Source organism: Chryseobacterium ureilyticum (assembly GCF_900156735.1).
Classification (GTDB): domain Bacteria; phylum Bacteroidota; class Bacteroidia; order Flavobacteriales; family Weeksellaceae; genus Chryseobacterium; species Chryseobacterium ureilyticum.
In genome coordinates, this window is the sequence record NZ_FTOL01000003.1 from 470214 (window position 1) to 494610 (window position 24397).

23 protein-coding genes are annotated in these 24397 nt (G+C 33.4%); 2 read left to right on the top strand and 21 right to left on the bottom strand.

The genetic code is table 11. The annotated features are described in order from the left end of the window. Position 1 precedes the first annotated feature (1 nt). The 21 genes from BW983_RS11880 to BW983_RS11990 all read right to left on the bottom strand — a co-directional run bounded on the left by BW983_RS11880 (position 2) and on the right by BW983_RS11990 (position 22429). A complete protein-coding gene (locus BW983_RS11880) occupies positions 2 to 943 on the bottom strand; it encodes a glycosyltransferase family 2 protein (protein WP_076552151.1) in 942 nt (313 codons plus the stop codon). 198 nt (positions 944 to 1141) lie between these two features. After that, positions 1142 to 2086, bottom strand: a complete 945-nt coding sequence (locus BW983_RS11885; RefSeq protein ID WP_076552152.1) for a glycosyltransferase family 2 protein — start codon at positions 2084 to 2086, stop codon at positions 1142 to 1144. A 296-nt stretch (positions 2087 to 2382) separates the two neighbouring features. Continuing rightward, positions 2383 to 3318 (bottom strand): glycosyltransferase family 2 protein, encoded by a 936-nt coding sequence (locus BW983_RS11890; RefSeq protein ID WP_076552153.1) that lies wholly within the window; start codon positions 3316 to 3318, stop codon positions 2383 to 2385. Then, positions 3318 to 5114: an asparagine synthase (glutamine-hydrolyzing) gene (gene asnB, locus BW983_RS11895; protein WP_076552154.1), complete on the bottom strand. Its 1797-nt coding sequence runs from the start codon at positions 5112 to 5114 to the stop codon at positions 3318 to 3320. The genes BW983_RS11890 and asnB overlap by 1 nt, the downstream gene beginning before the upstream one ends. Positions 5115 to 5161: 47 nt before the next feature. Then, positions 5162 to 6085: a glycosyltransferase family 2 protein gene (locus BW983_RS11900; protein ID WP_076552155.1), complete on the bottom strand. Its 924-nt coding sequence runs from the start codon at positions 6083 to 6085 to the stop codon at positions 5162 to 5164. A gap of 44 nt (positions 6086 to 6129) precedes the next feature. Continuing rightward, positions 6130 to 7263, bottom strand: a complete 1134-nt coding sequence (locus BW983_RS11905; protein ID WP_076552156.1) for a hypothetical protein — start codon at positions 7261 to 7263, stop codon at positions 6130 to 6132. Positions 7264 to 7300: 37 nt separating this feature from the next. Beyond that, the gene (locus BW983_RS11910; protein WP_076552157.1) at positions 7301 to 8425 is read right to left on the bottom strand and encodes a hypothetical protein; all 1125 of its coding nucleotides are present in this window, start codon (positions 8423 to 8425) and stop codon (positions 7301 to 7303) included. Positions 8426 to 8464: 39 nt separating this feature from the next. Next, complete coding sequence (locus BW983_RS11915) at positions 8465 to 9427, bottom strand: glycosyltransferase (RefSeq protein ID WP_076552158.1); 963 nt, start codon at positions 9425 to 9427, stop codon at positions 8465 to 8467. 10 nt (positions 9428 to 9437) lie between these two features. Continuing rightward, the gene (locus BW983_RS11920; RefSeq protein WP_076552159.1) at positions 9438 to 10226 is read right to left on the bottom strand and encodes a glycosyltransferase family 2 protein; all 789 of its coding nucleotides are present in this window, start codon (positions 10224 to 10226) and stop codon (positions 9438 to 9440) included. A gap of 12 nt (positions 10227 to 10238) precedes the next feature. After that, entirely contained in the window at positions 10239 to 11186 is a 948-nt protein-coding gene (locus BW983_RS11925) for a glycosyltransferase family 2 protein (RefSeq protein ID WP_076552160.1), read from the bottom strand. 1 nt (position 11187) lies between these two features. Further along, positions 11188 to 11856: a Rossmann-fold NAD(P)-binding domain-containing protein gene (locus BW983_RS11930; RefSeq protein ID WP_076552161.1), complete on the bottom strand. Its 669-nt coding sequence runs from the start codon at positions 11854 to 11856 to the stop codon at positions 11188 to 11190. 5 nt (positions 11857 to 11861) lie between these two features. Next, on the bottom strand, positions 11862 to 12743 hold the full coding sequence (locus BW983_RS11935; protein ID WP_076552162.1) for a glycosyltransferase: 882 nt from the start codon (positions 12741 to 12743) through the stop codon (positions 11862 to 11864). An 11-nt stretch (positions 12744 to 12754) separates the two neighbouring features. After that, positions 12755 to 13510: a glycosyltransferase family protein gene (locus tag BW983_RS11940; protein ID WP_076552163.1), complete on the bottom strand. Its 756-nt coding sequence runs from the start codon at positions 13508 to 13510 to the stop codon at positions 12755 to 12757. 53 nt (positions 13511 to 13563) lie between these two features. Continuing rightward, entirely contained in the window at positions 13564 to 14469 is a 906-nt protein-coding gene (locus BW983_RS11945) for a glycosyltransferase family A protein (protein WP_076552164.1), read from the bottom strand. Further along, entirely contained in the window at positions 14469 to 15296 is an 828-nt protein-coding gene (locus BW983_RS11950) for a glycosyltransferase family 2 protein (protein WP_076552165.1), read from the bottom strand. Before BW983_RS11950 ends, BW983_RS11945 begins: the two co-directional genes overlap by 1 nt. Before the next feature lies 1 nt (position 15297). Further along, positions 15298 to 15831 (bottom strand): hypothetical protein, encoded by a 534-nt coding sequence (locus BW983_RS11955; protein ID WP_076552166.1) that lies wholly within the window; start codon positions 15829 to 15831, stop codon positions 15298 to 15300. 591 nt (positions 15832 to 16422) lie between these two features. Further along, positions 16423 to 17703, bottom strand: a complete 1281-nt coding sequence (locus BW983_RS11965; RefSeq protein WP_076552168.1) for an ABC transporter ATP-binding protein — start codon at positions 17701 to 17703, stop codon at positions 16423 to 16425. 53 nt (positions 17704 to 17756) lie between these two features. Next, on the bottom strand, positions 17757 to 18605 hold the full coding sequence (locus BW983_RS11970) for an ABC transporter permease (RefSeq protein WP_076552169.1): 849 nt from the start codon (positions 18603 to 18605) through the stop codon (positions 17757 to 17759). A 174-nt stretch (positions 18606 to 18779) separates the two neighbouring features. Further along, positions 18780 to 19643 carry a glucose-1-phosphate thymidylyltransferase RfbA gene (gene rfbA, locus BW983_RS11975; protein WP_076552170.1) on the bottom strand — a complete coding sequence of 288 codons (864 nt, stop codon included), beginning with the start codon at positions 19641 to 19643 and terminating at the stop codon, positions 18780 to 18782. 388 nt (positions 19644 to 20031) lie between these two features. Then, entirely contained in the window at positions 20032 to 21111 is a 1080-nt protein-coding gene (gene rfbB / locus BW983_RS11985) for a dTDP-glucose 4,6-dehydratase (protein ID WP_076552171.1), read from the bottom strand. A gap of 4 nt (positions 21112 to 21115) precedes the next feature. Continuing rightward, positions 21116 to 22429, bottom strand: a complete 1314-nt coding sequence (locus tag BW983_RS11990) for a UDP-glucose dehydrogenase family protein (protein ID WP_076552172.1) — start codon at positions 22427 to 22429, stop codon at positions 21116 to 21118. A gap of 215 nt (positions 22430 to 22644) precedes the next feature. On the opposite strand from BW983_RS11990, the gene rimP reads away from it, so the two are divergent. Both rimP and nusA read left to right on the top strand, forming a co-directional pair. Then, the gene (gene rimP / locus BW983_RS11995) at positions 22645 to 23112 is read left to right on the top strand and encodes a ribosome assembly cofactor RimP (protein ID WP_076552173.1); all 468 of its coding nucleotides are present in this window, start codon (positions 22645 to 22647) and stop codon (positions 23110 to 23112) included. 17 nt (positions 23113 to 23129) lie between these two features. Continuing rightward, positions 23130 to 24365, top strand: coding sequence for a transcription termination factor NusA (gene nusA, locus BW983_RS12000; RefSeq protein WP_076552174.1), 1236 nt, complete (start codon positions 23130 to 23132; stop codon positions 24363 to 24365). Positions 24366 to 24397 lie beyond the last annotated feature (32 nt).

Here is a 24397-nt window from a genome sequence, read left to right on the forward strand (position 1 = left end):
TTTAGAATAAATTATTCCTGAAATTAATATTATAGATTCCAGATCGTATGCTCTGATAATCTGTAAACAGGTATTTAAAAATCATTCCCCATTTTTTAGAAGCAGGAGAATTGGCAATCTGAAAACTTCTGTACATTCTATTGATATGCTGTTTTACATGATCAGGGATTGTATTTTCATTTTCAGCCCAATCATTCACTTCTTTCCATAAAAGAACCCTGGTGGTTGCTGGATTTATTTTTTTAGAATCTATAAGTGTAATTCTGTTACTTTCATGAACCCCTCTTATAGCCACAGCTTTATCCAGAATTCCCGGATAAAGATCAAGATAATATGATAAACGGTATAAAAATTCGGTATCTTGGTGCAATCTCAAGCTGGACTTAAATAAAAGATTCATTTTCTTCATCAAAGAATCCCTACGAATCGTTAGTGCATCAATACTAAATAGCCCAAAGCTTCCCAGCATATAAATCTGACCCGGAAATACCTCCTTTGGATCATGCCTTTTATAAACTGTAGTCAGTTTATCTTTGAATAATGAATAATATTGTTCTTTTGCCTTTTCTGTGTAATAATGTACGCCAAGAGCACCATAAACGCCTTCTACTTCTGGACGTTTAAATAGTTCTTTTTCAGCATCAAATCTATTAGGAAGGTAATAATCATCAGCATCTAAAAATGCAATAAAATCACCTGTTGATTTTTCTATTCCCAGATTTCGAGAGGGACCAGCTCCATGGTTTTCCTTATCAGGATGTTGATAAAGTCTTACCCTATCATATTTCTCGGTAAGCTGTTCACATACTTGTAATGCTTGGTCAGGCGATTGATCCTCAACCAAAATAACTTCGTGCACTTCATCAAACTGAAGGGCAGATTCTACCGCTTGGGTTACGAATTTTTCGGCATTGTATACAGGAATAATGACTGAAATCTTCATGCTTTTATCAACTTAATTCTTTTAGATCATGTGTGTGGAAAGTGAATGCAAGATAATCAATTCTAAAGACTTATATCTTATTTTTTTACATTAAAAAAAGTAGACCTATTTTTAAGTGAGTTTTATATTGAAAAATGATATATAAAATAAGAAAACCTGCTTATCTCAGCAGGTTTATTTTTTTTTGTTGACAGGTATTCAGGATATCAAAGAATGCCTGAAATTAATATTATACAATCCGGATCTTATGCTTCTATAATCCGTAAATAAATACTTAATAATCATTCCCCATTGTTTGACCATTGGAGCTTTTGCAATTTCGAAACTTCGATGCATTCTTTTAATGTGGATTTTTACATCCTCAGAAATGTTGCTTTCGGTTTGTGACCAAAGATCTACTTCATGCCAAAGTATAGCTCTGGAAATTGCTGGATTTATTACACGCAGATCTACTTTTGTAATTCTGTTATTTTCGTGTACTCCTCTCACCGCTATGGCTTTATCTAAGATCCCGGGATAAAGATCTAGGTAATAAGAAAGACGGAAAAGAAATTCTGTGTCTTCATGAAGTCTTAAATGTCCTTTAAATAAAGGATTCATTTTCTTCATTAAGGATTCCCGACGTATCGTTAAAGTATCGATGCTGAAAAGCCCAAAGGTTCCCAACATATGAAGTAGCCCGGGGAAAACGTCTTTTGGACTGTGCCTTTTATAAACTGTGGTTAATCTGTCCCGAAATAGCTTATAGTATTGCTCTTTTGCTTTTTCTGAATAATAGTGAACACCAAGTGCACCATACACTCCTTCTACTTCCGGGTTTTTGAAGAGTTCCTTTTCTGCATCGAATCTATTGGGTAGGAAATAGTCATCTGCATCCAGAAACGCGACAAAGTCACCTGTTGATTTTTCAATACCCAGGTTTCTACTAGGTCCGGCTCCATGATTTTCTTTATCAGGATGTTGATAAAGTTTTATTTTACTATGTTTTTGGGCAAGTTCCTCACATACCCTTAATGCATTATCCGGAGATTTATCCTCAATCAATATGATTTCATGAACCTCATCAAACTGGAGAACTGATTCTACCGCCTGATGAATATATTTTTCTGCATTATAAACGGGAATAACTACTGAAATCCTCATTTTTATTTCTCCTTTTTACAAAAAATTAGAAAATTAATTGCGCTTTTATTTTTAGTACCTTTTAAGTACGAAATTTAAGATTTTAATTTCATTTTTGACTATTAAGAAATGTTTTTTTACATAAAATAAAGAGTTACTAACGTAGGAGTAGTTACAACGGTGATTTTACCGCTTAAGACACTCTTTTTTGTCTTATGAGAAACATTAAAATCTCTATGCTGGGAAAAATATTTTAACGAATTTTATCCTAAAATTGGAGTTTAAGGAGAAAATTTATAACATAATTTAATTATTTTTTATGAATGATAATAGGTGTATCTATATTTTGTCCTTAAAATATTTGGATTTTTAAGCATGACATTTAGGAGACAAATTGCTTTGGAAAATCCACTTTTTCCGGTAAGTTCAAATGCTTTTTTCTGAAGAAAAATATGCTGCGCTGCATCCGAATCTAATGGTAAAGATTTGGACCATTCATATAAGGAATTCCAGAAAAGAAACTGTCTTTGATTATACTGTGGAGAATACCGTACAATTTTAGTAATTCTGTTGTTATCATGAATTCCTCTCATCGCGACTGCCTGATCAATAATTCCTGATTTCAGGTAACAATGATAAGCAAGTTTTATGATGAAATCCGAATCCTGATGTACGCGAAGAACTTCATTGAATCTCAAATGATACTTGTCAATAGCAGACTTTCTTATCGTTAAGGCATTCAGATGAAAAAAAGTACCGAAAGTTTTCGGTGTAAGACTCAGAAGACCTCTGAATACTTCCTTTCCTTCCGCAGCGTAGTTGACAGTGGTAAGTGAACTGTCTGCAAATTTAGATTGAAATTCTGCCTTACCTTTTTCGGTTAAATATTCAATGCCAATCGCACTGAAAACACCTTCTATTTTAGGATCATTAAATATTTTTTCTGCATCGAATCTGTTGGGAAGATAATAATCATCAGCATCCAGAAAAGTAATGAAAGCGCCTGAGGATTTTTCAATCCCAAGATTTCGCGAAGCTGCTGCACCATGATTTTCTTTATCAGGATGCTGGAAAAGTTTTACTTTTGGATTTTCTACGGCTAATTTTTCACAGATTCCCAGAGAGTTGTCAGTAGATTTATCTTCTACCAAAATCACTTCTTTTACTTCTTCAAACGGTAATGCGGAAAGAACTGATTTTTCTAAAAATTCAGCAGCATTATATACAGGTATAATTACAGAAATATCAAGCATTATAATACAGTTTGGTTATTGTGAGCCCAAAGAGCAAGATTGAGAAGATTCCAGTGTTTATGATCCTTGTTCAGGAACTTTTGTGCTGCACCAAAATCAATATAATTGAATATTTTTTGATCTTTATTTTTCAAGAGATCATTGGATAGCTTCATTAGGTTTTCTTCTTCAAACCAGCTTTTAACACTAAGCCCAAAGCCTTGTTTGTGTCTTTTCCTGATGGTTTCCGTCCAATAAGATCCCATTGTTTCACGAAGGATGATTTTATCGTTTTCATTGGATAGTTTCAGCTGGTCAGGTAGTTGAATACAGAATTCTGCAAAATCCAGATCGAGGAAAGGAGTTCTTACTTCAAGGGAATTTGCCATAGCCATTCTATCGGATTTTACCATCATATTGCCAGGAACGTAATTTTCCATGTCTACTCTCATGATATCGTTCAATGAGTTCGGATTGGGAGTAAAGCTGTATCCCTGCTTATAATCTGTTGAGATACCAAGCATTCTTCTTTCTTCTCTGTTGAAGTCGTTTCTGACCGAATTGAGGTGGAAATCAAGAATAGAACTGTACTTCAGATTTTGTTGAGTAAGGAAAGATATAGGTTTTACTTTCTGGTAAAGATTCAGTCCAAATTTTGCAATAAGATTCTGATAGCTGAAATGATTTTTCAGTTTATTTTCTACAGTATAAAAATGATAACCTCCGAATAGCTCATCGCCCACATCTCCTGAAAGAGCTACCGTAAGATTTTTTCTTGCATTCTTACAGATTTCATAATGTGGTAAATAGGAAATATCAGCAAAAGGTTCATCAAAGAACGGCGAAATATTCAGCAGTGATTCTGACAGATCTTTTTTCTGTTCGTGAACTTCGATGTGATTGGTTCTATATTTATCTGCTATTTCCTTGGCATATTTCAGTTCACTGTCTTTGTGATCATAACCAAAGCTGATGGTGGTCTGATGAGGTAAAAATTCATCAACAAGTGCAACTACAGAAGAAGAGTCTAAGCCTCCACTTAAAAAGCTTCCCACCTCTACATCTGCAATAAGTTGTTTTTTAACTGCATTTTTAAGAAGGTAAATAAATTCTTCTTTAGCATCGGATAAACTGATGACTCTGTCCTTTGACGGAAGGCTGTAGTAGCGGGAAACAGAAACCTTTCCATCCTTCCATATCATCTGGTGAGCTGGAGGAAGAGTAAAAATATTGCTGTAAATACTCTGGTATGTGCTTACATATCCATATTGCAGGTAATTGGAAATGCCTTCAGGATTTACCTTAGGCTGAATTAATCCGGATGCAAGAATAGCTTTGATCTCTGAGGCAAAGATAAATTCATTATTCTTTCCGATGGCATAGTAAAAAGGTTTTTCACCAAAACGATCTCTGGCACAGTATAACTGTTGTTTTTTCTCATCCCAGATGGCGAAGGCAAACATCCCCGGAAGATCATGGATGAGGTTTTCTTGTTTTCTCTGATACATCGCAAGAATAACTTCTGTATCAGAACCTCCATGATAGGGATATTCTGAGTATTGTCTTTTAATATCCTGGTACCCGTAGATTTCACCATTCAGGACAATACATTCGTTTTTTGTATTGGAGAACATGGGTTGCTTTCCGTTTTCAGAGAGGTCTATAATGGACAGTCTGCGATGACCCAGTGCTGCATTTTCATAAAATTCATAATGTGAAGAATCCGGACCACGATGTATCATGGAGTCTGTCATCTTTTGGATTTCTTCCTGATAATTTCTGGCATTATTGCTGATAATTCCTGCTATTCCGCACATAATATTTTATTTTTCATCATTTATTTTCCAGTTTTGGATATGCTAATTTACGACAGATTAAGAAAAGTACTGCCTGGTTGAGATACCTTATTTTTAAAATCTATAAGTTTTGCAGCGTCTCCACTGATCTTTTTATAAGCAGAGGATAAGGTTTTATAGTTGCCGATATTACCCATCATAAGGTTTTTTAGCATACTTTGTTTGAGATGTTTTTTTTCAATTTCCAATCCATTTGGTATGCTTGGATTCATGATATTGGTTTCAATCCGTAGGTCGGGATACTTTTTTAGATCTATTTTACGGATAAGCTGTACGCCGTCATGTACTGCTTTACTTCTGGGAACAAGAAGTACCTTTTTTTGATGGAAATGAATTCTGTTTACATATTCGTCATCTTCTCCATAATGGAAAAAGTAAGGATTAAAACCTCCGATTGTTTCAATTGTCTTTTTTGGTAACAGCCAGTGGGCGGCATTGATAAAATGAATTTCGTAGTAAGGTTTTAAGGTCTGAAAATACAGGTCAGAGATCATTCTTGTTTTTTCATAATTTTTAGCAATATACTGATCTACAAAAATATCAAGGTATTTTTCGGTACCGTCTATATGAATTGGGCTGATAATTCCTATTTCATCTTTATTGGGATACTGATTATAGATTTCCAGTAAATTTTCCATGCTGTTTGCATAGAGCCATGCATCTTGGTTCATTAGGTAGAAAAATTCAGCTCCGTCTTTATATGCCTTTTCAATACCGATATTGTTTGCCTTTCCGAAGCCAAGGTTCATTTCAGATTGGGTAAAGTTAACTTCAGGAAAATTATTTCTGATATACTCTTGAGTTCCGTCTGTGGAACCATTGTCTACTACGAAGCATTGTATAGGAACAGAGGATTTTCTAAGGCTGTTAAAGCATCGTTCTGCCCATTTCATGGCATTATAGGTAACAATAATAACGTGGATCTTCGACATTTTTGTTTTAATATTTTGTTTCAGAAGCGTTTGGCATCCGTGTTTTACAGCAAATTTGAAATTCTAAAATACAAAAAATAGTATAGCTTCTTAAGTAAAGCATCAAATTCCGGGAAGACCAGGAATCCTTGGGTCATCAGCAGCATTTTCCAGGAAAGATTAAATAAAATCAATAAAACTGTAATAATGACCTGCTTTGCTGTAAGGACAATTTTCTGCTCAGTAGCAATCCAAATCGTTAATAAAGAGAAAAATATATAAGTCCATCTACCCCAATCTACCGCCATATAATATAACGGGATTAAGAAGAGTATCTGTACAATAAGGAATACTGTATTGATTTTAACTTTATTGAATCTGCAGTATATATAAAACGTCAGAGCACCGATTAGAATGCTGATAGAGTAGGTTTGATAATCATATAAATGAGACTTGTAGATATTGATCACATTATAATTTGGATCATAATCAAAGATTCCCATTTCGGTTAGAGCCAATCCGTGCGCTTTAAAGAATGTAATTGTATTTTCTGTTCGGAGGCTGATCCCGAATTTATAAAGGATAAGCATGATAATGACAGCCGGCAGGAATTGATAGATCAGTATTTTCTTTATTTTATAAACTGAAGAGCCACTATTGTTCATATAGTAAGCCATTCCTACAAATGGTAAGAAGAAAAATGCTGCCTCATGGGTTAAGATCGCTATGATGATAAAAAAAGTAATGCTAAGGTCCTTTACAATAACTTTGGAACGAAGACGAAGAATATAGATCAGATATAAAAGGAAGAACAAAATTTCCTTTCTTGTAGCAATATTTGGATCTTTTATCATCATTCCTAAACCAGCTGGAAGCAAGATTAAAGCTATAGAAAGAAGATTATTGTTTTCTTTCCGGAAAAGCTGGATCAAAAGATAAAATAGTGCCGTATACAATAGAAGTACAAATGCAAATACAATATACTCAAGAGGAATATTAGTAAGTTCATTGATCAAAATAAATAAAGTCCCGAAAAGTCCCCTGCGTTTAAAACCACCATCCTGGTAATTAATAATCCAGTCTCCAAAACACCAGCCTCCTTTTTGAGTCACAATAAGAAAATACGATGTCTTTATACTGACAACGTAGTAAATGACAAAAAGTAAGCTGATGATATAATTAATAATTTTCGTTTTCATATTTGTAATCTCAATCAGAATGAAGGTTTATACCTTTTTAAAAAAGTTTAAAATAAAAGAAATAATAGAGTTTTTTGATCAGGGTATCAAGTGCCGGGAAAGTCATGAAACCTGCTGTAAAAAGCATCATGGTCCAGAATGTATTGAATATGATCAAAGCAACGGCTATTATATCATGTTTTATAGTACTTGTCAACTGCTTTTCACCTGCGATAAAGATGGTTAATAAAGTAAAGAAAATATTAACCCATCTGCCCCAATCGTATGCGATATAAAACAAAGGAAGCAGGAAAAGGGTCTGGATGATAAGAAAACTTCTGTTGATATTAATCTTGTTTGTTTTACAATAGATAATAAAAGTAAAGGAAGCCAAAAATATACTTATCAGATAGGTAAGGTATCCATACGAATGTGATTGATAAAAATTCAAAGCATTGTAATGAGGGTCATACCCATAAATACCTTTAAGAACAAGCTTTAATCCATGATTTTCCAAAAACTGAATAGAGTTTTCCGTACTTATGCTGTACCCAAATTTATAAAGGATAAGCATTACAACCGTTGCAGGAACAAGATGGTAAAAAAGTATCTTTTTTATTTTGGTAATAGTCTGTGAAGGGTCTTTCACAAAATAGGTAAAACTTACAAAAGGAATATAAAAGAATGCGGCTTCGTGGTTCAGAATTGCAATAATGATGAAAAGCGTAACCATAATATTCTTTACTACTTTTTTTGATTCAAGGAGTAAAAAATAGATGAGGTAGAATATAAAAATAACAATTTCCTTTTTGGCAATAATAGTCGGATCTTTCAAGATCATGCCTAATCCTGCTGGAAGCAACAATATACTTATCGTAAGCAATGTGTTTTTCTTCCGGACAAAAAGAGAGATAAGAAGTGAAAAGAACAAAGAGTATAATGCTGCTACAAAAGCAAAAACAATGAACTCCAGTTTTATTCCGGTAAGTTCATTGATCCAGACAAATAAGGTTCCGAAGAGTCCTCTGCGTTTAAAACCTCCGTCCTGATAATTAATCAGCCATTCACCAAGATACCATCCGTTCTTATGAAAAACGATCTGAATGTAACTGTTTTGTATACAGATCCAATAGTAAATAATAAATATTAAACCAATTATGTAATTGATTATCCTTGTTTTCATATATCTGCTGATTGGTAGGTTATTGTTTTTAAATATTTTTTAATCAATAAAAACTTTTTTAAATGTATCCATCACGGGATGAGGTAAAAACTTCTGATAAAATTCTTTTGGAGAAAGTGTCAGGTCTGCATCCAAAATAATATCCTGAAGTTCTTTACTGTCATTATAGTAATAGGCATGGTCTTTCATATGGCTGATATGAGCCTTTTCCGGAGGGTTGGCAAAAGCAATGACTGGTTTTCCCATGATAGCAAATTCCGCAACGGTAATCCCAAAGGTTTCTCCTCTTTCGCGGGCATGAAGTAGTGCATTACAGGTATTGATGAATTTTTGCTTCATCACAATCTCTGAGCTTGGAGGAAGAAATATAACATTGGAAGGAAGTGATTTCCACCATTTCTTTTTAATAAAAGGATTTACGCCCATGAAAATAAAATAGACGTCTTTGTATTTAGATGCTATTTTCTCAATGGTTTTTTGCGCAAAAAGAATATTAAAACTGGCATGTCCGCCATAATATCCAAATACTTTTGCTTTGGAAGGAATATTAAGTTCTGCTCTCAGATCCTGTTCTGTATGGGTTTCAAAATTAACCATATGAGGAACGTAAGGGTATTTGGATCCTGTCATTTCTTCGCTTAGCCATTCCGAAACATAAGCATACACATCGCCGTGAGGTTCAAAATGAGTAAAGACGCTGTGTATTGCGGTTTTGCATTCTTTGGTGTCTATTCCGTCGACATATCCGTTTTTGATGGCATAAAACAGATCTATATTATTTTCACGAATCAGCTGATCTACTTCCTTGAAATCTGAATATCCATGTACACGGAAACGCTTCTCAAACTTTTCAATTCCGAGCGGGTGATTGGTTTTTGAGTTTTTGTTGTACACAATTATAGATTCATTTCCCAGATATCTTTCATTGAAATCTGCGTAATCGTAAACTGCGATGGAAGTTCCTCTGTAGTTGAGTTCATCCTCATGGAAAAGAATTTTCATCCTGATCGTGTTATTTAAATTTATTTTTCAATCTTCCTATGACTTTCTGAAGAAGTGTTTTCTTTGGATATTTGGTAAGGTCGTTGTGCATAAAAAGTCCTTCTCCCTGAGCTATTTTAAAGCTTTGCTTTACCCACCATGCCGCAATATTTCTTTCCAGAGAAGCCGTTTCCCCTGAAAAAGGAATAATGGTGTCCAGTAGGAAATTTTTTCTGACAAGATAAGGATTATTGGTCCAGTTTGCCCAGCGTGAAGTGGTAATAAAATACTCACCTTGTTTTTGTATTTTATCAGGAAACTCTGTGGCGGGATTCAGCCAATGTAAGGATTCCAGCAGGTGAGGGGAGGTGCATTCATGCCAGTCATCATAATAATCCAGTTCATTTCCTTTATGTCTTATCGAGATAAGAGGATATCCTGGATTTTTTCTGCTTCGGTAACGAACTACATCAAAACCATTGTCGAGCATTTCAAGTCCACTTTTAAGTCTTGAAAATGTGGCATTCTTGTCTTCAAGAAGTTCCCAGTCATGTTCTAGAAAGAGAATATTTTCGCAAGTAGCATTTTCTGCCAGCATTTTCATTCCTTTTCCGATCCCGATGTTTTCTTTCAATCCAATATACCTGATATTATATTGATCTGCCAGTTTTTTATCATCCTCAGTAACTTCCTGAAAAAGAATAAGAATATCATCAACGATATCCAGAAGACCGTATTTTTTGTAGGACTTTAGTGTGTTTTTCAGGGTTTTTCCGGTTTTCCAAGAAAGGATACAGATGCTTACAGGTAATTTTTCCATATAGATCGTGTCTTAAAGATTCAGGAATGGATGTTGCGCGGTCATAGAAGTTTTTCTTGCCGTTTCTATCTCTTTGAATTTTTTGGAAAAATACTGATATTGTTCCTTATAGAATTTGTATTCACTGATATTTCCTTTAGCTCCCATTTTCAGGGTAAAGGTGAGGAGTGCATTTTTCTCTTTTTTAGTATCAAAAGGATAATTGGGATCAAGATATTTTGTTTCCCGCTGCATGATCATGGAAAGTCTTTTGTTCTTTAACAGCTCTTCCCTGTTAGTAGGTTCTTTTTTATAAAATGACTGTACGGTGTCATGAACAACTTTACTTTGAGTACAAACCACTGTTTTAAGTCCGAAATAAGTAATACGGTTTACATACTCATAATCTTCAGCTCCATGGAAAAAGTAAGGATTAAAACCACCTACTTTCTCAATGATTCTTTTTGGAATAAACCAATGTGCCGCATTCACAAAACCTATTTCATAGAATGCTTTTGCTTCACCAAAATAAATATCGGAAAGCATTCTGTTGTGTCTGAGGTCTTTTGCAAGATAATCTTCAAAATGGAGATCAAATCTCTTTTCACTTCCATCAAGGTGCATCGGGCTTAGAATTCCTATCTGATTTTTGTCTGGATAAGAATTGTATACATCCAGCAGTTGTTGAATACTGTCCGGGTAGATCCATGCATCCTGATTCATCAGATAAAAGAAGTCTGCTCCTTCTTTATAGGCTTTTTCAATACCGAGATTATTGGCTTTTCCAAAACCTGAGTTTCCCGGAGACTGAATAAAATCAACTTCCTGAAAATGAGTTTTTATATATTCCTGAGTGCCATCCGTAGAACCATTATCTATGGTGATACATTTTACGGGAACAGAAGAAAGCTTTAGGCTTGTAAAACATCTTTCTGCCCATTTCATGGCATTATAAGTAACTATAATAACATACACAACCATTTTAAATATACTTTTGAGTTAACGTTTCCAAATAATTTTTCGGATCTATTCCTGAGAAAAATTTTGTAATATTATCATCAAAATCCACTTTATAGAAATCTCCTTCATTGGCTTCTGAATATATTCCCTTCTGGCTGGTCTCTTTTTCAATAGCAGTAATGATTTCTTTTAAATCATAATAGTAAGGAAAAGAACAGTTTACAATACAATTATCTAGAAGATGACCATTTAATTTTAAAAACAGGGTAATATCATCCATATCAATCAGTAATCGTCTGGCTTTGTTGTGTACGACAAACTGATTGTTATTGATAATCTGGCTTTTCAGATAATTAAAAAGTGTATTTGGATTTCCTCCTTTTCCTACAATATTACCAATTCTTAGGATGAGGTAGCTTTCCGAATTGTTTTTAATATACTCTTCCATTGCCAGTTTATGGAAAACATACAGGCTGTTTTGCTTTGACTGGTCTTTTATACTTAATGTGGAAAAATATATAAGTTTGACACCGCTGCTATTCTCTAAAGTATTTTTTAAAAGAGAGAATTCTCTTTCAAACTCAGAGCTTCTGGTTTCAAGGGAATTCGAAACACCGGATGCAAAGAATAAATAATCCTTTGAGTCAATACTTTTTAATGAATTAGCGATAAGCCCGTTTCCTATAATCATATTAGCTAATTATTTCCCTGTGTTAAATTGATTTTTTTATTGATATCTCCAGAATGCCTTATATAGTTAAAATACTTTTTCATTATTTCCACGTGATCCTTGAGCTTAAGCTTTTTGGGATAAAACTTCAAGGTAAATAAAATATTTGTTCGGTTGATCAGGTAATACGTGAAATAACGATAAAGGAAGCTGATAAATACACCTTTTTCAACTTCAGAATCTGTATATGAGTTGAAATTGGATCCTAATTTTAATTTAATAGCCACATTTGTATCAAACCAGCCCTTGCTCAAATTCCCTTCAGAAAAGTGTTGAATAAGGATATCATCTACAACGTAATTCTGAAATTTTTGAGAAGCTCTCAGGCTAAAGTCAAGATCGTATCCGTGAAATCCTTTCAGGTTTTCATCAAATCTGAGCTGAATATACTTTTCTTTTTTTATAGCTAAAAAAACACCATCAACAGCTAATACTTTCATTGTATTTTCTGTCATGGAATAGAGGTGTTTATATTCTGTATTTTGTTTATTTCCCTGTAAAATATTTACAAAATTATATTGTGTTGCTACGGTCCAGCTTGAAGGAGCTGTCGGAACATAAGAAGAACCGGCTATTCCAATGACTCCTGTTTTTTCTTTGTTTAGGTGATTTAAAAGTTTTTCACCCCAGTTTTTGGTATGAAAAATAATATCTTCATGAAGGAACAGAAGGTTTTCATACTGAGTTTTTTCAGTTCCTAAATTGTAGGCTTTTGTAATACTCATTAGATCAGGATTCCATATTTGAATAATTTCATAGATAAAATTATCGCCTATAGTCTCATTAATATTTTTAACAAGCTGGTCGTAATAGTACTGTTGATATGATGAAATTATGATGGATAGCATTCTTTTCTTTTTTATATGAATGAATCATATTCTTGGGATGTGTGTTGCCCTTCTTTATTAATCTTCCATGAAGAAGACTTATTTGCGGTCTCTATATAAAACAAATTTTCTTCTGTCATATTATTAGGATCAATATACCAGCCACCGTGTAGACAGGTATAAGAACCAGCCATCCTTATGGCAGTCATGAAATTAAATAAATTAAATAATGTTTTTGGATACTTGGGCTTATATAATGCAAAAGTTGTATCAATATTTGCAAAAAACAAATCTTTTTCCAGTTCAGTTTCCCAAAATCTTTTTTCCCATGCCTGTACTTTTTGCTTCAATGGATAATAATCCGGAATTGATTCGGTATCTATGGCAAATCCAATTTTATTAATTTTTTTATAGTATTTTAATAACAGACTGAGCATTGCAGAAGGAAAATCCTTTGGCAGATTCTCATTAGGAACAATATCTGCATCAGTCAAAAAATAAAATCCTCTTGCATATTTTTTCTGTAAGTCTTTATTTTTGAAAAAGACGTCATGACCCTCATTTATAGTTAGTTTCTCAACTTTTATGACCTTTTTATTTTCCTCATAATATTTTAATAAAGGAGGGTAAGTTGAAGCATTATCTATAATAACAATATTTTTAAATTCCCTTTTCAGTAAAAAATCAACTAGTTTTTTTAAAAAAAATAACTGATTAAAATTAATGATTATGATAGGGATTTCTTTTGGGTTATTAATTTGATTAAAAACCGTTTTGTCAAATTTCATCAGGAACTTGAGGTATAAGAAATCCAAATGTAGTTGAATTCTCCGTTTAGTAATCATTTCTTTATGTTTTTATTGATCTTTGTAATATACTTACTCATCGTAATATATCTATTAGGATAGCCTCTTAGAAGGAGTATTTTGAATAGATTTAACCTTGGAGAGATAAGGTTTTGATCACAGAATTTAAGGTAATCATTGAGCAATCTAATTAAAAAGCTTTTATCAAAATATTGAGAATAACGATTTAAAACAATTTCCCGCATGCTGTTATAAGCTCCGTCTTTTTTATTTTGTAATGAGAGATTTCCGGAAATGCTGGAAGTTGATATTCTTACATTCACATAAGCATTTGAGAGATAATAAATATCTTTGAACCCTGAAAAAGTTAATAATGCAAGATCATCTGTTCCCCATGCAAAAGGTATTTTTTCAAATTTATATTTTTTAAATGCGGCTAAAGAAAATATGTTTTCGGATAAACTGCTTGCAATAATTCCTTTATATTTCATTTTGAAAACTTCGGTGGAAGGAATAATCGTTTGACCAATATTAATAGATCTCAATATATTATTTTCTTCATCTATAAGATGGTGTGAAATTTTAATTGTAGATATTTTTTTTGATTCTACAGTTGATATATGCTTGTGAAATTCTTCTACAAAATTTGTGGAAATCATATCGTCATCTCCCAAAATCTGGAACCACTCTTCCTCTACGTTTTCTAAAATTCTTTCCCACTGTTGAGCCGGATTTTTGCCCCCCATATTATCTGAATAGTGGAAATATCTGTAGTCACCTTCTTTAAAATACTTTTCAATAATTTTTATAGGATCTGTAGAGCTTGCATCATTTCCAATATATAAAGTGAAGTTTTTATTTGTTTGTGCAGCAACAGATTGTATAGATTCTTCAAAAAAATCTATTTTATAATATGGAATAACAATCGCTAGTTTTTTCATTACCTATTAAAAATTGAAAATAATTTTTCCATTAATCGGTATCTTTTGGAACTAATTAATTTCTGTAGTTGTTGATTATAATATTCTGCTTTTGCTTGATTTTGTTCCTTTTCAAAGTTTAAATCATGTATACTTCCTAAATGTTGGTGGAAAAAATCCAGATGTTTTTTCTCAATATAGGAAAGCATCAACATTTTTCTTGCCCGGGTAAGTTCTGTGATCATAGAGTTTTCTTTGATTCTGTAATAAAAACATACCTCATCAATTCTATACACCTTACCTCCATCTTTTAAAAGAGAAATCCAGAATTCCCAATCTTCTAATCCATATAACATATTAATATCGTAACCGCCTACTTCTTCCCAACTTTTTTTTCTGAAAAATGCGGTACAAAATATTATATTGGTTCGGGCTAAAGTTTTAGGGGTGAAGTCAAGAAGTTCCCAAAATTCATTGATAACTCCAAATTTTTCAGCTTTGCAATAAATAACTTTGTAATCCTTATCAAAAACCTTTTCAGCTAATTCTAAATATTGATTACTGATTTTATCATCCGCGTCTAAAGGCAAAATCCATTCACCTGTGGCAACTTCTATACCAGCATTTCTAGCTGAAGATAATCCACCATTTTGTTTGTAGAGATATTTAAAACGGCTGTCTTTTTCAATCCATTTTTCCACAACCTCTTTTGTGTTATCGGGAGAGTCGTCATCTACAATAATACATTCCCAATTACTGTAAGTTTGGTTAAAAACAGACAGCAAGCACTCATCAAGATACTGTGCCTGATTGTAGCATGGGATGATAATGGAGATCTTAGCATTCATTTTATAAGTAATTGATTAAATCTGTTTTATCTTTTTCCGAAAGAAAAAATGATGAAAGAGTAGTTTTATTTTCATTTATTATTGTTGAATCAACTTGTTCTTTATTTTGTGATATCTGTTTTAAAAGGTTATATAAGTCTTGATGGTTTCTACAAAAAGATTCCATAGTATGATTAGCATTACTTATAAGATTGAAGTCAACATTATAGAAAATTGTTTTGAACTTTCTTTGAATACACTCAATTGAAGAGTATCCAGCAAAATCACCAATACTTGCATTTAGAAAGTAATCATTTTTGGTCGGATTTATTTGAGTTAGTGGAATAGATTTTTTTGTGAATTCTATTTCATTATTAATTTCAAATAATTTTGAAGTCCTGACAATATTATTATAAATAGCTGCATTAAAAACTTCACCAATGAACTTTAAATTAACGATTATTTTTTCCTTTCTAAGTAAATATAAGACAAATAAATAATCAGTAAAAAAGTCTTTGTCAACATCAATTCTGGAGATAATATTAAGTGTTATCATTATTAAGAAATAATTTAAATAAAGAGACTTTACAGTTTATATTTTTGTATTGTTTTACAATTTCCTCAATCTGGTAAGGGTTAATACAAATAAGTTCATTATTGACATTGCTAAATATTGCCTTGTCAAAAGGTAGCTGGTAATCGGGGTATTGTATGGCGTTGCCTACGTGCCAAAAGACCTTTTTCTTATGTCGAAAAAGATTATGATATGCTGATGCAACTCCTAAATTGATGAAATGAATTCTATCAAAATTTTTATTCAATAAAAATCTAATATATATATTCCAATAAAAGTCTTTACTGAAGAGATTTCTTAAAATGTCTTTTTTAGAGAAAATTTTAAACCGGATTACATCAATTTTCTTTGATTTAAAATAAATGTCATAGTATTCTTCTTCCAAATTGTTTGGAATCATTATTGTAGGATGTATATTGTGTTGTAAAGAAAAATCACAAATTTCCTTTATATATTTTTCCCCACCTCCTAATCTAAGGCAGTGATGTATGAAAAGTATCCGTTGCATTATCTATAACCATTTATTATTTTAACAATATACTCGTAGCTCATCTAGAACTGAAGAAAGTCATATTATTCATTTTCATCAATTTGTGATGGTATTTGTATGGTATAATCAAAATGAGGCCTTGTAATTCCTGGGTATAAATGTAACTTACTTCCTACCTTAACATTTTCAACTTCAAATCCGATGAAATTATCAAGAATGAATAGAGCTTCTGATTGGTCTTTTCCAAAAAACAATTTAAAATAATAATTACCAGCATTTAATAGACCTGGTGGGATATTGAACTCGACAGAATATACTCCTTTTCTAGAATCTTGATTTTTAGTAATTATTTTCCCTACATGAAAGATCGTAAGTTCTTCATAGTTTCTCAATTCAAAAGTTGTATCAAGATTAATATTAGGACAATTATTATGGAAAACTAATTTAACCTTTATACCAGAATCAATATCAATAAGTTTACCATTTAATGCAGATACAGAAAATTCTTTAATTCTGATTTTGTCGTTACCTAAAGCTTCTTCAATATTTCCATTGTAGTGATATTGAGTGATCGCCGCACTATTTTTTTGGTATTCTATAATTGTATTTAGCATACTTCCCTGATAATCTATAAGACCTTGATTCAAAAGTATTCCTTTTGTACATAGCTCTTTAACTGCGGTCATATTATGGCTTACAAACAAAATCGTTCTTCCTTCACCTTTTGTAACGTCTCCCATTTTTCCAAGGCATTTTTTCTGGAAATCAGCATCTCCCACAGCTAAAACTTCATCTACAATAAGTATTTCAGACTCCAGATGGGCTGCTACAGCAAAAGCCAATCGCACATACATTCCTGACGAATATCTTTTTACAGGGGTGTCAATATATCTTTCTACACCGGAAAAATCTACAATTTCGTCAAATTTACGTTTGATCTCTTTTCTGGTCATTCCAAGAATAGCACCATTCAGAAATACATTTTCCCTTCCTGTCATTTCAGGGTGAAATCCTGTTCCTACTTCCAGTAAGGAAGCGATTCTTCCGTTGGTGTATATTTGTCCTGTCGTAGGCTTGGTTACTTTACTTAAAAGTTTTAACAGAGTAGATTTACCAGCTCCGTTTCTTCCGATAATTCCTACAGCATCTCCCTGCTGTATTTCAAAATTAATATCACGCAGCGACCATACATATTCTGAATCTCCTTTGGAAGTTCTATCATTGGCTTCTCCTATTTTCAGATAAGGATCTTCTTTCCCTCTTACTTTATGCCAAAACCTATTCAGGTCATGAGATAAAGTTCCGGTTCCCACTTCTCCCAGTCTATATTGTTTTGATATATTTTCTGCTTTTAAAGCTAGCATGTTGTAATGTTTTAAATTTTTTATTCAGGTGTTTTTTAGATCTAAAATACAGTTTAAACCGTATCCATAAATGTTTTTTCAACCTTATTGAAAGTAACTACTCCTATAACGAGAAGAATTAAAATAATAACGGTACTGGCAATTAACATTGTCGGAGAAAAGTCTCCTACTCCCAACCAGCCATATTTGAAACATTCAAAAATACCTGTTAATGGATTGAAACTCGCCAGTTTTTTAAAATATCCAGGTAACATGGATACAGGATAAATTACTGGTGTTGCATACATATATAACGTTATACCAAAACCTAATAGCATGCTTAGGTCTTTATATTTTGTAGTCAATGCTGAGAAAATCATTCCTACTCCTAACGCGAATAAAGCCATAAGTATAAGTAGGAAAGGGGTGGCAAGAATCCACCAGTTTGGAGAGATCTCTTTATTGATCAGATAATATGTCCAGACAATAAGAAATAAAACAAATTGTACACTTAGGCGCATAAGATTGGAGATCACGATAGAGATGGGGGTTACCAGTCTTGGGAAATATACTTTACCGAAAATATTGGCATTTCCAGTAAAGGTAGCTGATGTTCCGAGCAATGCACCTGAAAAATAATTCCATAAGGTGACTCCTGCAAGGTAAAATAATACACCGGGAGCTCCATCTGTCGGAAGTTTAGCAAATCTACCAAAGATAATTAAATATGTGATCGTCGTGAAAATAGGATTAATAAAGAACCAAATAGGTCCTAAGATCGTTTGTTTGAAACTTGATATGAAGTCTCTCTTTACGAACATGTAAATAAGATCTTTATACTTCCATACTTCTTTGAGTTTTAAATCAAATAAAGAATGATTGGCTTCAATCGTTTCTGTCCACTTTTGCTGTGGTTCATTCATCTGTGTAAGGTTTTTACAAATTTATAATAATTAATTCTTACCATGCTTTTTGAGTTTGTGAATTATTGTTTACATAAACCTAAAAATTACAACTAATATATTGATATTTGTTGTTATGACAAAAAAACTATTGACTGTAAAGTCAATAGTCTGTAAATTTTATAAATTATATTGTTATTTTCTAACAAGTTGCTTCAGGTATTCACCATAGCCGCTTTTGCCATATTTAACTGCTGTTTCCAATAATTTTTCTTCATTAATGAATTTATTACGGAAAGCAATTTCTTCAATACATCCGATTTTAAACCCTTGTCTTTTTTCGATAACACTTACAAACTCAGATGCATCATGTAAGGAGTCAAAAGTCCCTGTATCGAGCCATGCGGTACCTCTGTCCAGAACACCTACTTCCAGTTTGCCATTTTTCAGATAGACATTGTTGATGTCTGTGATTTCAAGCTCACCCCTGGCTGAAGGCTGTATGTTCTTAGCGATTTCTACCACATCATTGTCATAGAAATAAAGTCCTGGGACAGCATAATTTGACTTTGGTTGTAAAGGCTTCTCCTCAATAGAAATAGCTTTTAAATTGTCATCAAATTCTACCACGCCATATCTTTCAGGATCCGCAACGTGATAAGCAAAAACAACTCCTCCCTCTGGATTAGTTTTGTTTTTTAATAAAGTCCCCATTTCAGAGCCGTAGAAAATATTATCACCTAATACAAGCGCGGCAGGGTCATTTCCTATAAATTTATCCCCCAGAATAAATGCTTGTGCCAGTCCATCTGGGCTAGGTTGTACAATGTATTCTATATTGCAGCCAATCTGAGAGCCATCACCTAAAAGTTTGATGAAACCTTCTTGATCGTGCGGTGTTGTAATAATAAGAATATCCTTTATTCCAGCCAAAAGAAGCGTAGAAAGCGGATAGTAAATCATGGGTTTGTCATAAACAGGCATAAGCTGCTTGCTTACAGCAATCGTTAGAGGGTAAAGTCTTGTTCCGGATCCTCCGGCTAATATTATTCCTTTCATCTTTTTATTATTTGATATTCTCTATTGTATAGTCCATTTCATTCTTAACATTCAAATCTATATAATTGTTTTCTGGTATGAAAGAGAATGAACTGTATAATGAAATTTTAAAATCATCAAAATCAAATTTTTTTGATGATTGAGCTGGCTTGTTCCTTTGTCAGTAATTCTTTAGGAGGATCTACCGAATAATTGAACATTTTAAGCTCTAATATTCTTTTGCATAATTAATCAATGCTTCTTTATAATATAATGTGAAACTTCTATAAATTCATCAATCAGTTTTTATTGATATGAATTAGACATAGCCGGCGGCGGGATCGACTGTGCGCCAGCTAAAGAAGATACAGTTATAAAAAGCAATAGAAAAATATGCTTCATTATCTGATTAGTTATATTGGTTTTCGTAATATTTCTGATAATCTCCGCTGGTCACATTTTCTAACCATTCTTTGTTTTCAAGGTACCAATCAATTGTTTTTCCTAACCCTTCTTCAAAAGTTACAGATGGTTTCCAGCCTAGATCTTTATTTAATTTAGTAGCGTCAATTGCATAACGCTTGTCATGGCCTGGTCTGTCTTTTACAAATGTGATAAGCTTTTCAGAATGACCTGCTGGTTTTCCAAGTTTAGCATCCATCTGTTTGATTAGTTCTTTTACAAGATCAATATTCTGCCACTCATTGAAGCCTCCGATATTGTAAGTTTCTCCTGTTTTTGCTTCGTTAAAAATCTGGTGAATTGCTCTGGCATGATCAATTACGAATAACCAATCTCTGGTATATTTTCCATCACCATAAATTGGCAAAGGTTTTTCATTGATAATATTTGAAATACAAAGAGGAATCAGTTTTTCTGGAAAGTGGTTCGGTCCATAATTGTTTGAACAATTTGAAACAATGAATGGCATTCCGTAAGTGTTTCCATATGATCTCACCAAATGGTCAGATGCTGCTTTAGAAGCTGAATATGGAGATTGAGGATCATAAGATGTTGTTTCAAGGAAGAACCCTGTTTCTCCTAAGCTTCCGTATACTTCATCTGTAGAAACATGGTAGAATAGGTTGGTTCTTTTCTCATCAGGGAATCTACCGTGAGTATGATCTTGGTTTAATGTCCAGAACTCTTTACAAAGATTAAGTAGGTTTGCCGTCCCATTTACATTGGTATTTATGAATGCCATTGGATCGGTAATACTTCTGTCAACATGGCTTTCCGCAGCTAAATGAACCACCGCATCAGGATTGTACTTTTCAAAAACCTTTCTTAGCTCTTCTGGGCTGGTAATGTCAGCTCTTTCGAAAACGTAGTTAGGCTCATTTTCAATATCTTTTAAATTCTCAAGATTTCCTGCATAAGTAAGCGCGTCAAGATTAATAATCATGCTATCCGGATTATTTTTTACAAACTCTCTTACAACATGGGATCCAATAAATCCAGCACCTCCTGTAATAATTATATTTTTCATTTATCTATTTTAATATTGTTTTTCTACCTATACTTTTATAATAAAATCCATTTTGCTCTGGAATTTCCAGAGGATACATATTTCTTCCGTCAAAAATAACTTTATTTTTCATTCTCTTAGCCATAAGCTCAAAATTGGGATTTTTGAATTCCGGCCACTCTGTCGCAATAAGTAATGCGTCTGCATCTTCTAATGCGTCATACATTCCCTTTGCATATTGTATGCTGTCACCAAGGATTTTTTGAACATTGGTTTCTGCAATGGTGTCATATGCTACAATTTTTGCGCCCTTTTTTAATAAAAGAGCAATATTGTCCAAAGAAGATGCTTCTCTGATGTCATCTGTATTAGCTTTGAAGGCAAGTCCCCACAATGCGATTTTCTTTCCTGCAAGGTTTCCATCAAAATATTTTTCAATTTCAGAAACAAGGATTACCTTTTGAGTTGTATTTACATTTTCTGTAGCTTCTAGGATTTGGAAGTTAAAATCTTCTTGCTTACCGGATTTAATAAGTGCCTTTACATCCTTAGGAAAACAGCTGCCTCCATATCCGATTCCAGGAAAGAGGAATCTGTGTCCAATTCTGTCATCGCTTCCCATTCCAAGTCTTACTTTGTCTACATCAGCACCTACCTTTTCGCAATAATTGGCAATCTCATTCATGAAAGTGATTTTCACCGCCAAAAATGAGTTTGCAGCATATTTTGTAAGCTCAGATGATTTTTCATCCATGAAAATAATAGGAATACCGGTATTCGTAAATGGCTGGTAAATTTTAGCCATGATGTCTTTCGCTTTATCAGAACTGGCTCCTACTACAACTCTTGAGGGATTCATTGAGTCTTCAACGGCAAAGCCTTCCCTTAAAAATTCAGGATTCGAAACTACATCAAAAGGGATATCTGTTTTAGAGGAAATAGCTTCTCTTACTTTATCAGCAGTTCCTACGGGTACTGTGCTTTTATTGACAATTACTTTATATTCCGTCATCATTTCGCCGATGTCATTGGCTACCTTTAATACATAAGAAAGGTCCGCAGATCCGTCTTCTCCCGGAGGGGTAGGAAGCGCCAGATATATAACTTCGCTTTTGTCTAAGGCTTCTTTAAGATTTGTAGTGAAGAATAATCTTTCAGATTGGATATTTCTAAGAAACATTTCCTCAAGGTTCGGCTCATAGATGGGAACTACGCCGCTTTTCATACCTTCTACTTTTTTTTCATCAATATCAACACAGTATACTGAATTGCCAAGCTCTGCAAGAGTAGTTCCTGTAACCAGTCCTACATAACCTGTTCCTACAATCGTTATATTCAAAATGTTTGTTTTTAAAATTCAAAGACAAAAATAATAAAAATACTTTCACGCGCTTCTTTAATTTATTGTAAATGAACGTTGCGCTATTTGTCTGATAATAAGATAATTTTGCTTTTTTAGAAAAAAAGCGTATATTTGCAATGGATTTACGGAAAAAATGGGAAGGCTTCGCAAGAAAGCCTTTTTTCGTACTGTAAATCAAGATAAAAGAATGTATGGAGTTTAAAAAAAGAATTGAAGAATTATTAAATGAATTCCTTGAGACCAGAAAAGATCTGTTTCTTATTGATCTTAAGATCTCTACAGGGGATGACATTACAGTGATTTTAGATGGTGATAATGGAGTTTCTTTGCAAGACTGCCTTGACGCGAGCCGTGCAATAGAATTCAATATGGATCGTGAAGAGCATGACTTTAGCCTTCAGGTGATGTCTGCAGGATTAAGTGAGCCATTATCTACTCCAAGACAGTTTAACAAGAATTTAGGAAGAGAGATCGAAGTAATGCTTGAAGATTCTTCTAAAATTGAAGGAGAGCTGTCAAAGGCAGATGAAGATAAGATCACACTTATTTTACGTTACCGCAAGCCGAAAGATATCGGAAAAGGAAAGGTAGATGTGGAGGAGGAAAAGGAAATTCCTTACTCTGAGATCAAAAAAGCATTAGTAGTAATTAAATTTTAAAAAAGAAAAAAGAATAGATGGATAATATAGCGTTGATTGAATCCTTTGGTGATTTTAAAGACGAAAAGGGGATCAGTAAAATTGATCTTATGGCAATTATTGAAGATTCACTGAAGACACTTTTGAGAAAAAGATTTGATTCAGATGATCATTTTGATGTAATTGTGAACCCGGATAAAGGAGATTTTCAGATATTTTTAAATAAAACAATTGTAGAGGACGAAATGTCTGAAGATGATGATTTGGAAATTGAAATTTCTGAAGCAAAGAAGATTGACCCTACTTTCGAAGTAGGTGAGGACTTTACAATGGAAATTCCTGTTGCTCAGTTAGGAAGAAGAAATATTCTTACTCTTAAGCAAATCCTGGCTACAAAACTTCAGGAACACAATAATGCTATGCTGTACGAACAGTTTAGAGATAAAATTGGGGAGATTGTAGTAGGAGAAATTCACCATATCCGTCACAAGCACGTGATTTTGTTGGATGATGAAGGGAACGAATTCATTCTACCGAAAGAAAACCAGATCCCATCCGATTTCTTTAAAAAGGGTGAGAATATCAGAGCTATTGTTGAAACAGTAGATTTTAAAGGTTCAAAACCACAGATTATTATTTCCAGAACTGCACCTAAGTTCCTTGAGAAGTTATTAGAGCTGGAAATTCCTGAGATCCAGGATGGAACAATTATCTTGAAAAAGGTAGTGAGAATCCCTGGAGAAAAGGCGAAAATTGCAGTAGATGCTTATGATGACAGAATTGATCCTGTAGGAGCTTGTGTTGGGGTAAAAGGATCCAGAATTCATGGGGTTGTAAGAGAGTTGAGAAATGAAAACATCGATGTTATTCAGTGGTCTAAAAATCCTGAAATTTTGGTGAAGAGAGCTTTAGGAAATGTTACCATCAATAAAATTGACATCAACGAAGATACTACCTATGCGCTAGTATATACTCCTGTTGAAGAGATTTCTAAAGTAATTGGAAAACAAGGACAGAATATCAGACTAGCTTCTTGGTTGTCAGGATATGAAATTGATGTATACAGAGAGTCCAGCGAGGATGACGATGTTGAATTGAGAGAATTTAATGACGATATCGAGCAGTGGATTTTGGATGAGTTTAAGAAAGTAGGACTTACAACTGCAAAATCAGTATTGGATAAAGAAACTGAGAGTCTTTTAAATATGGTAGACCTTGAAGAAGAAACAATCGAAGAGGTTAAACGTATTCTGAGAGAAGAATTTGAAGATTAAGATTTAAAATAAATCTTAATAAACAGTAAAAA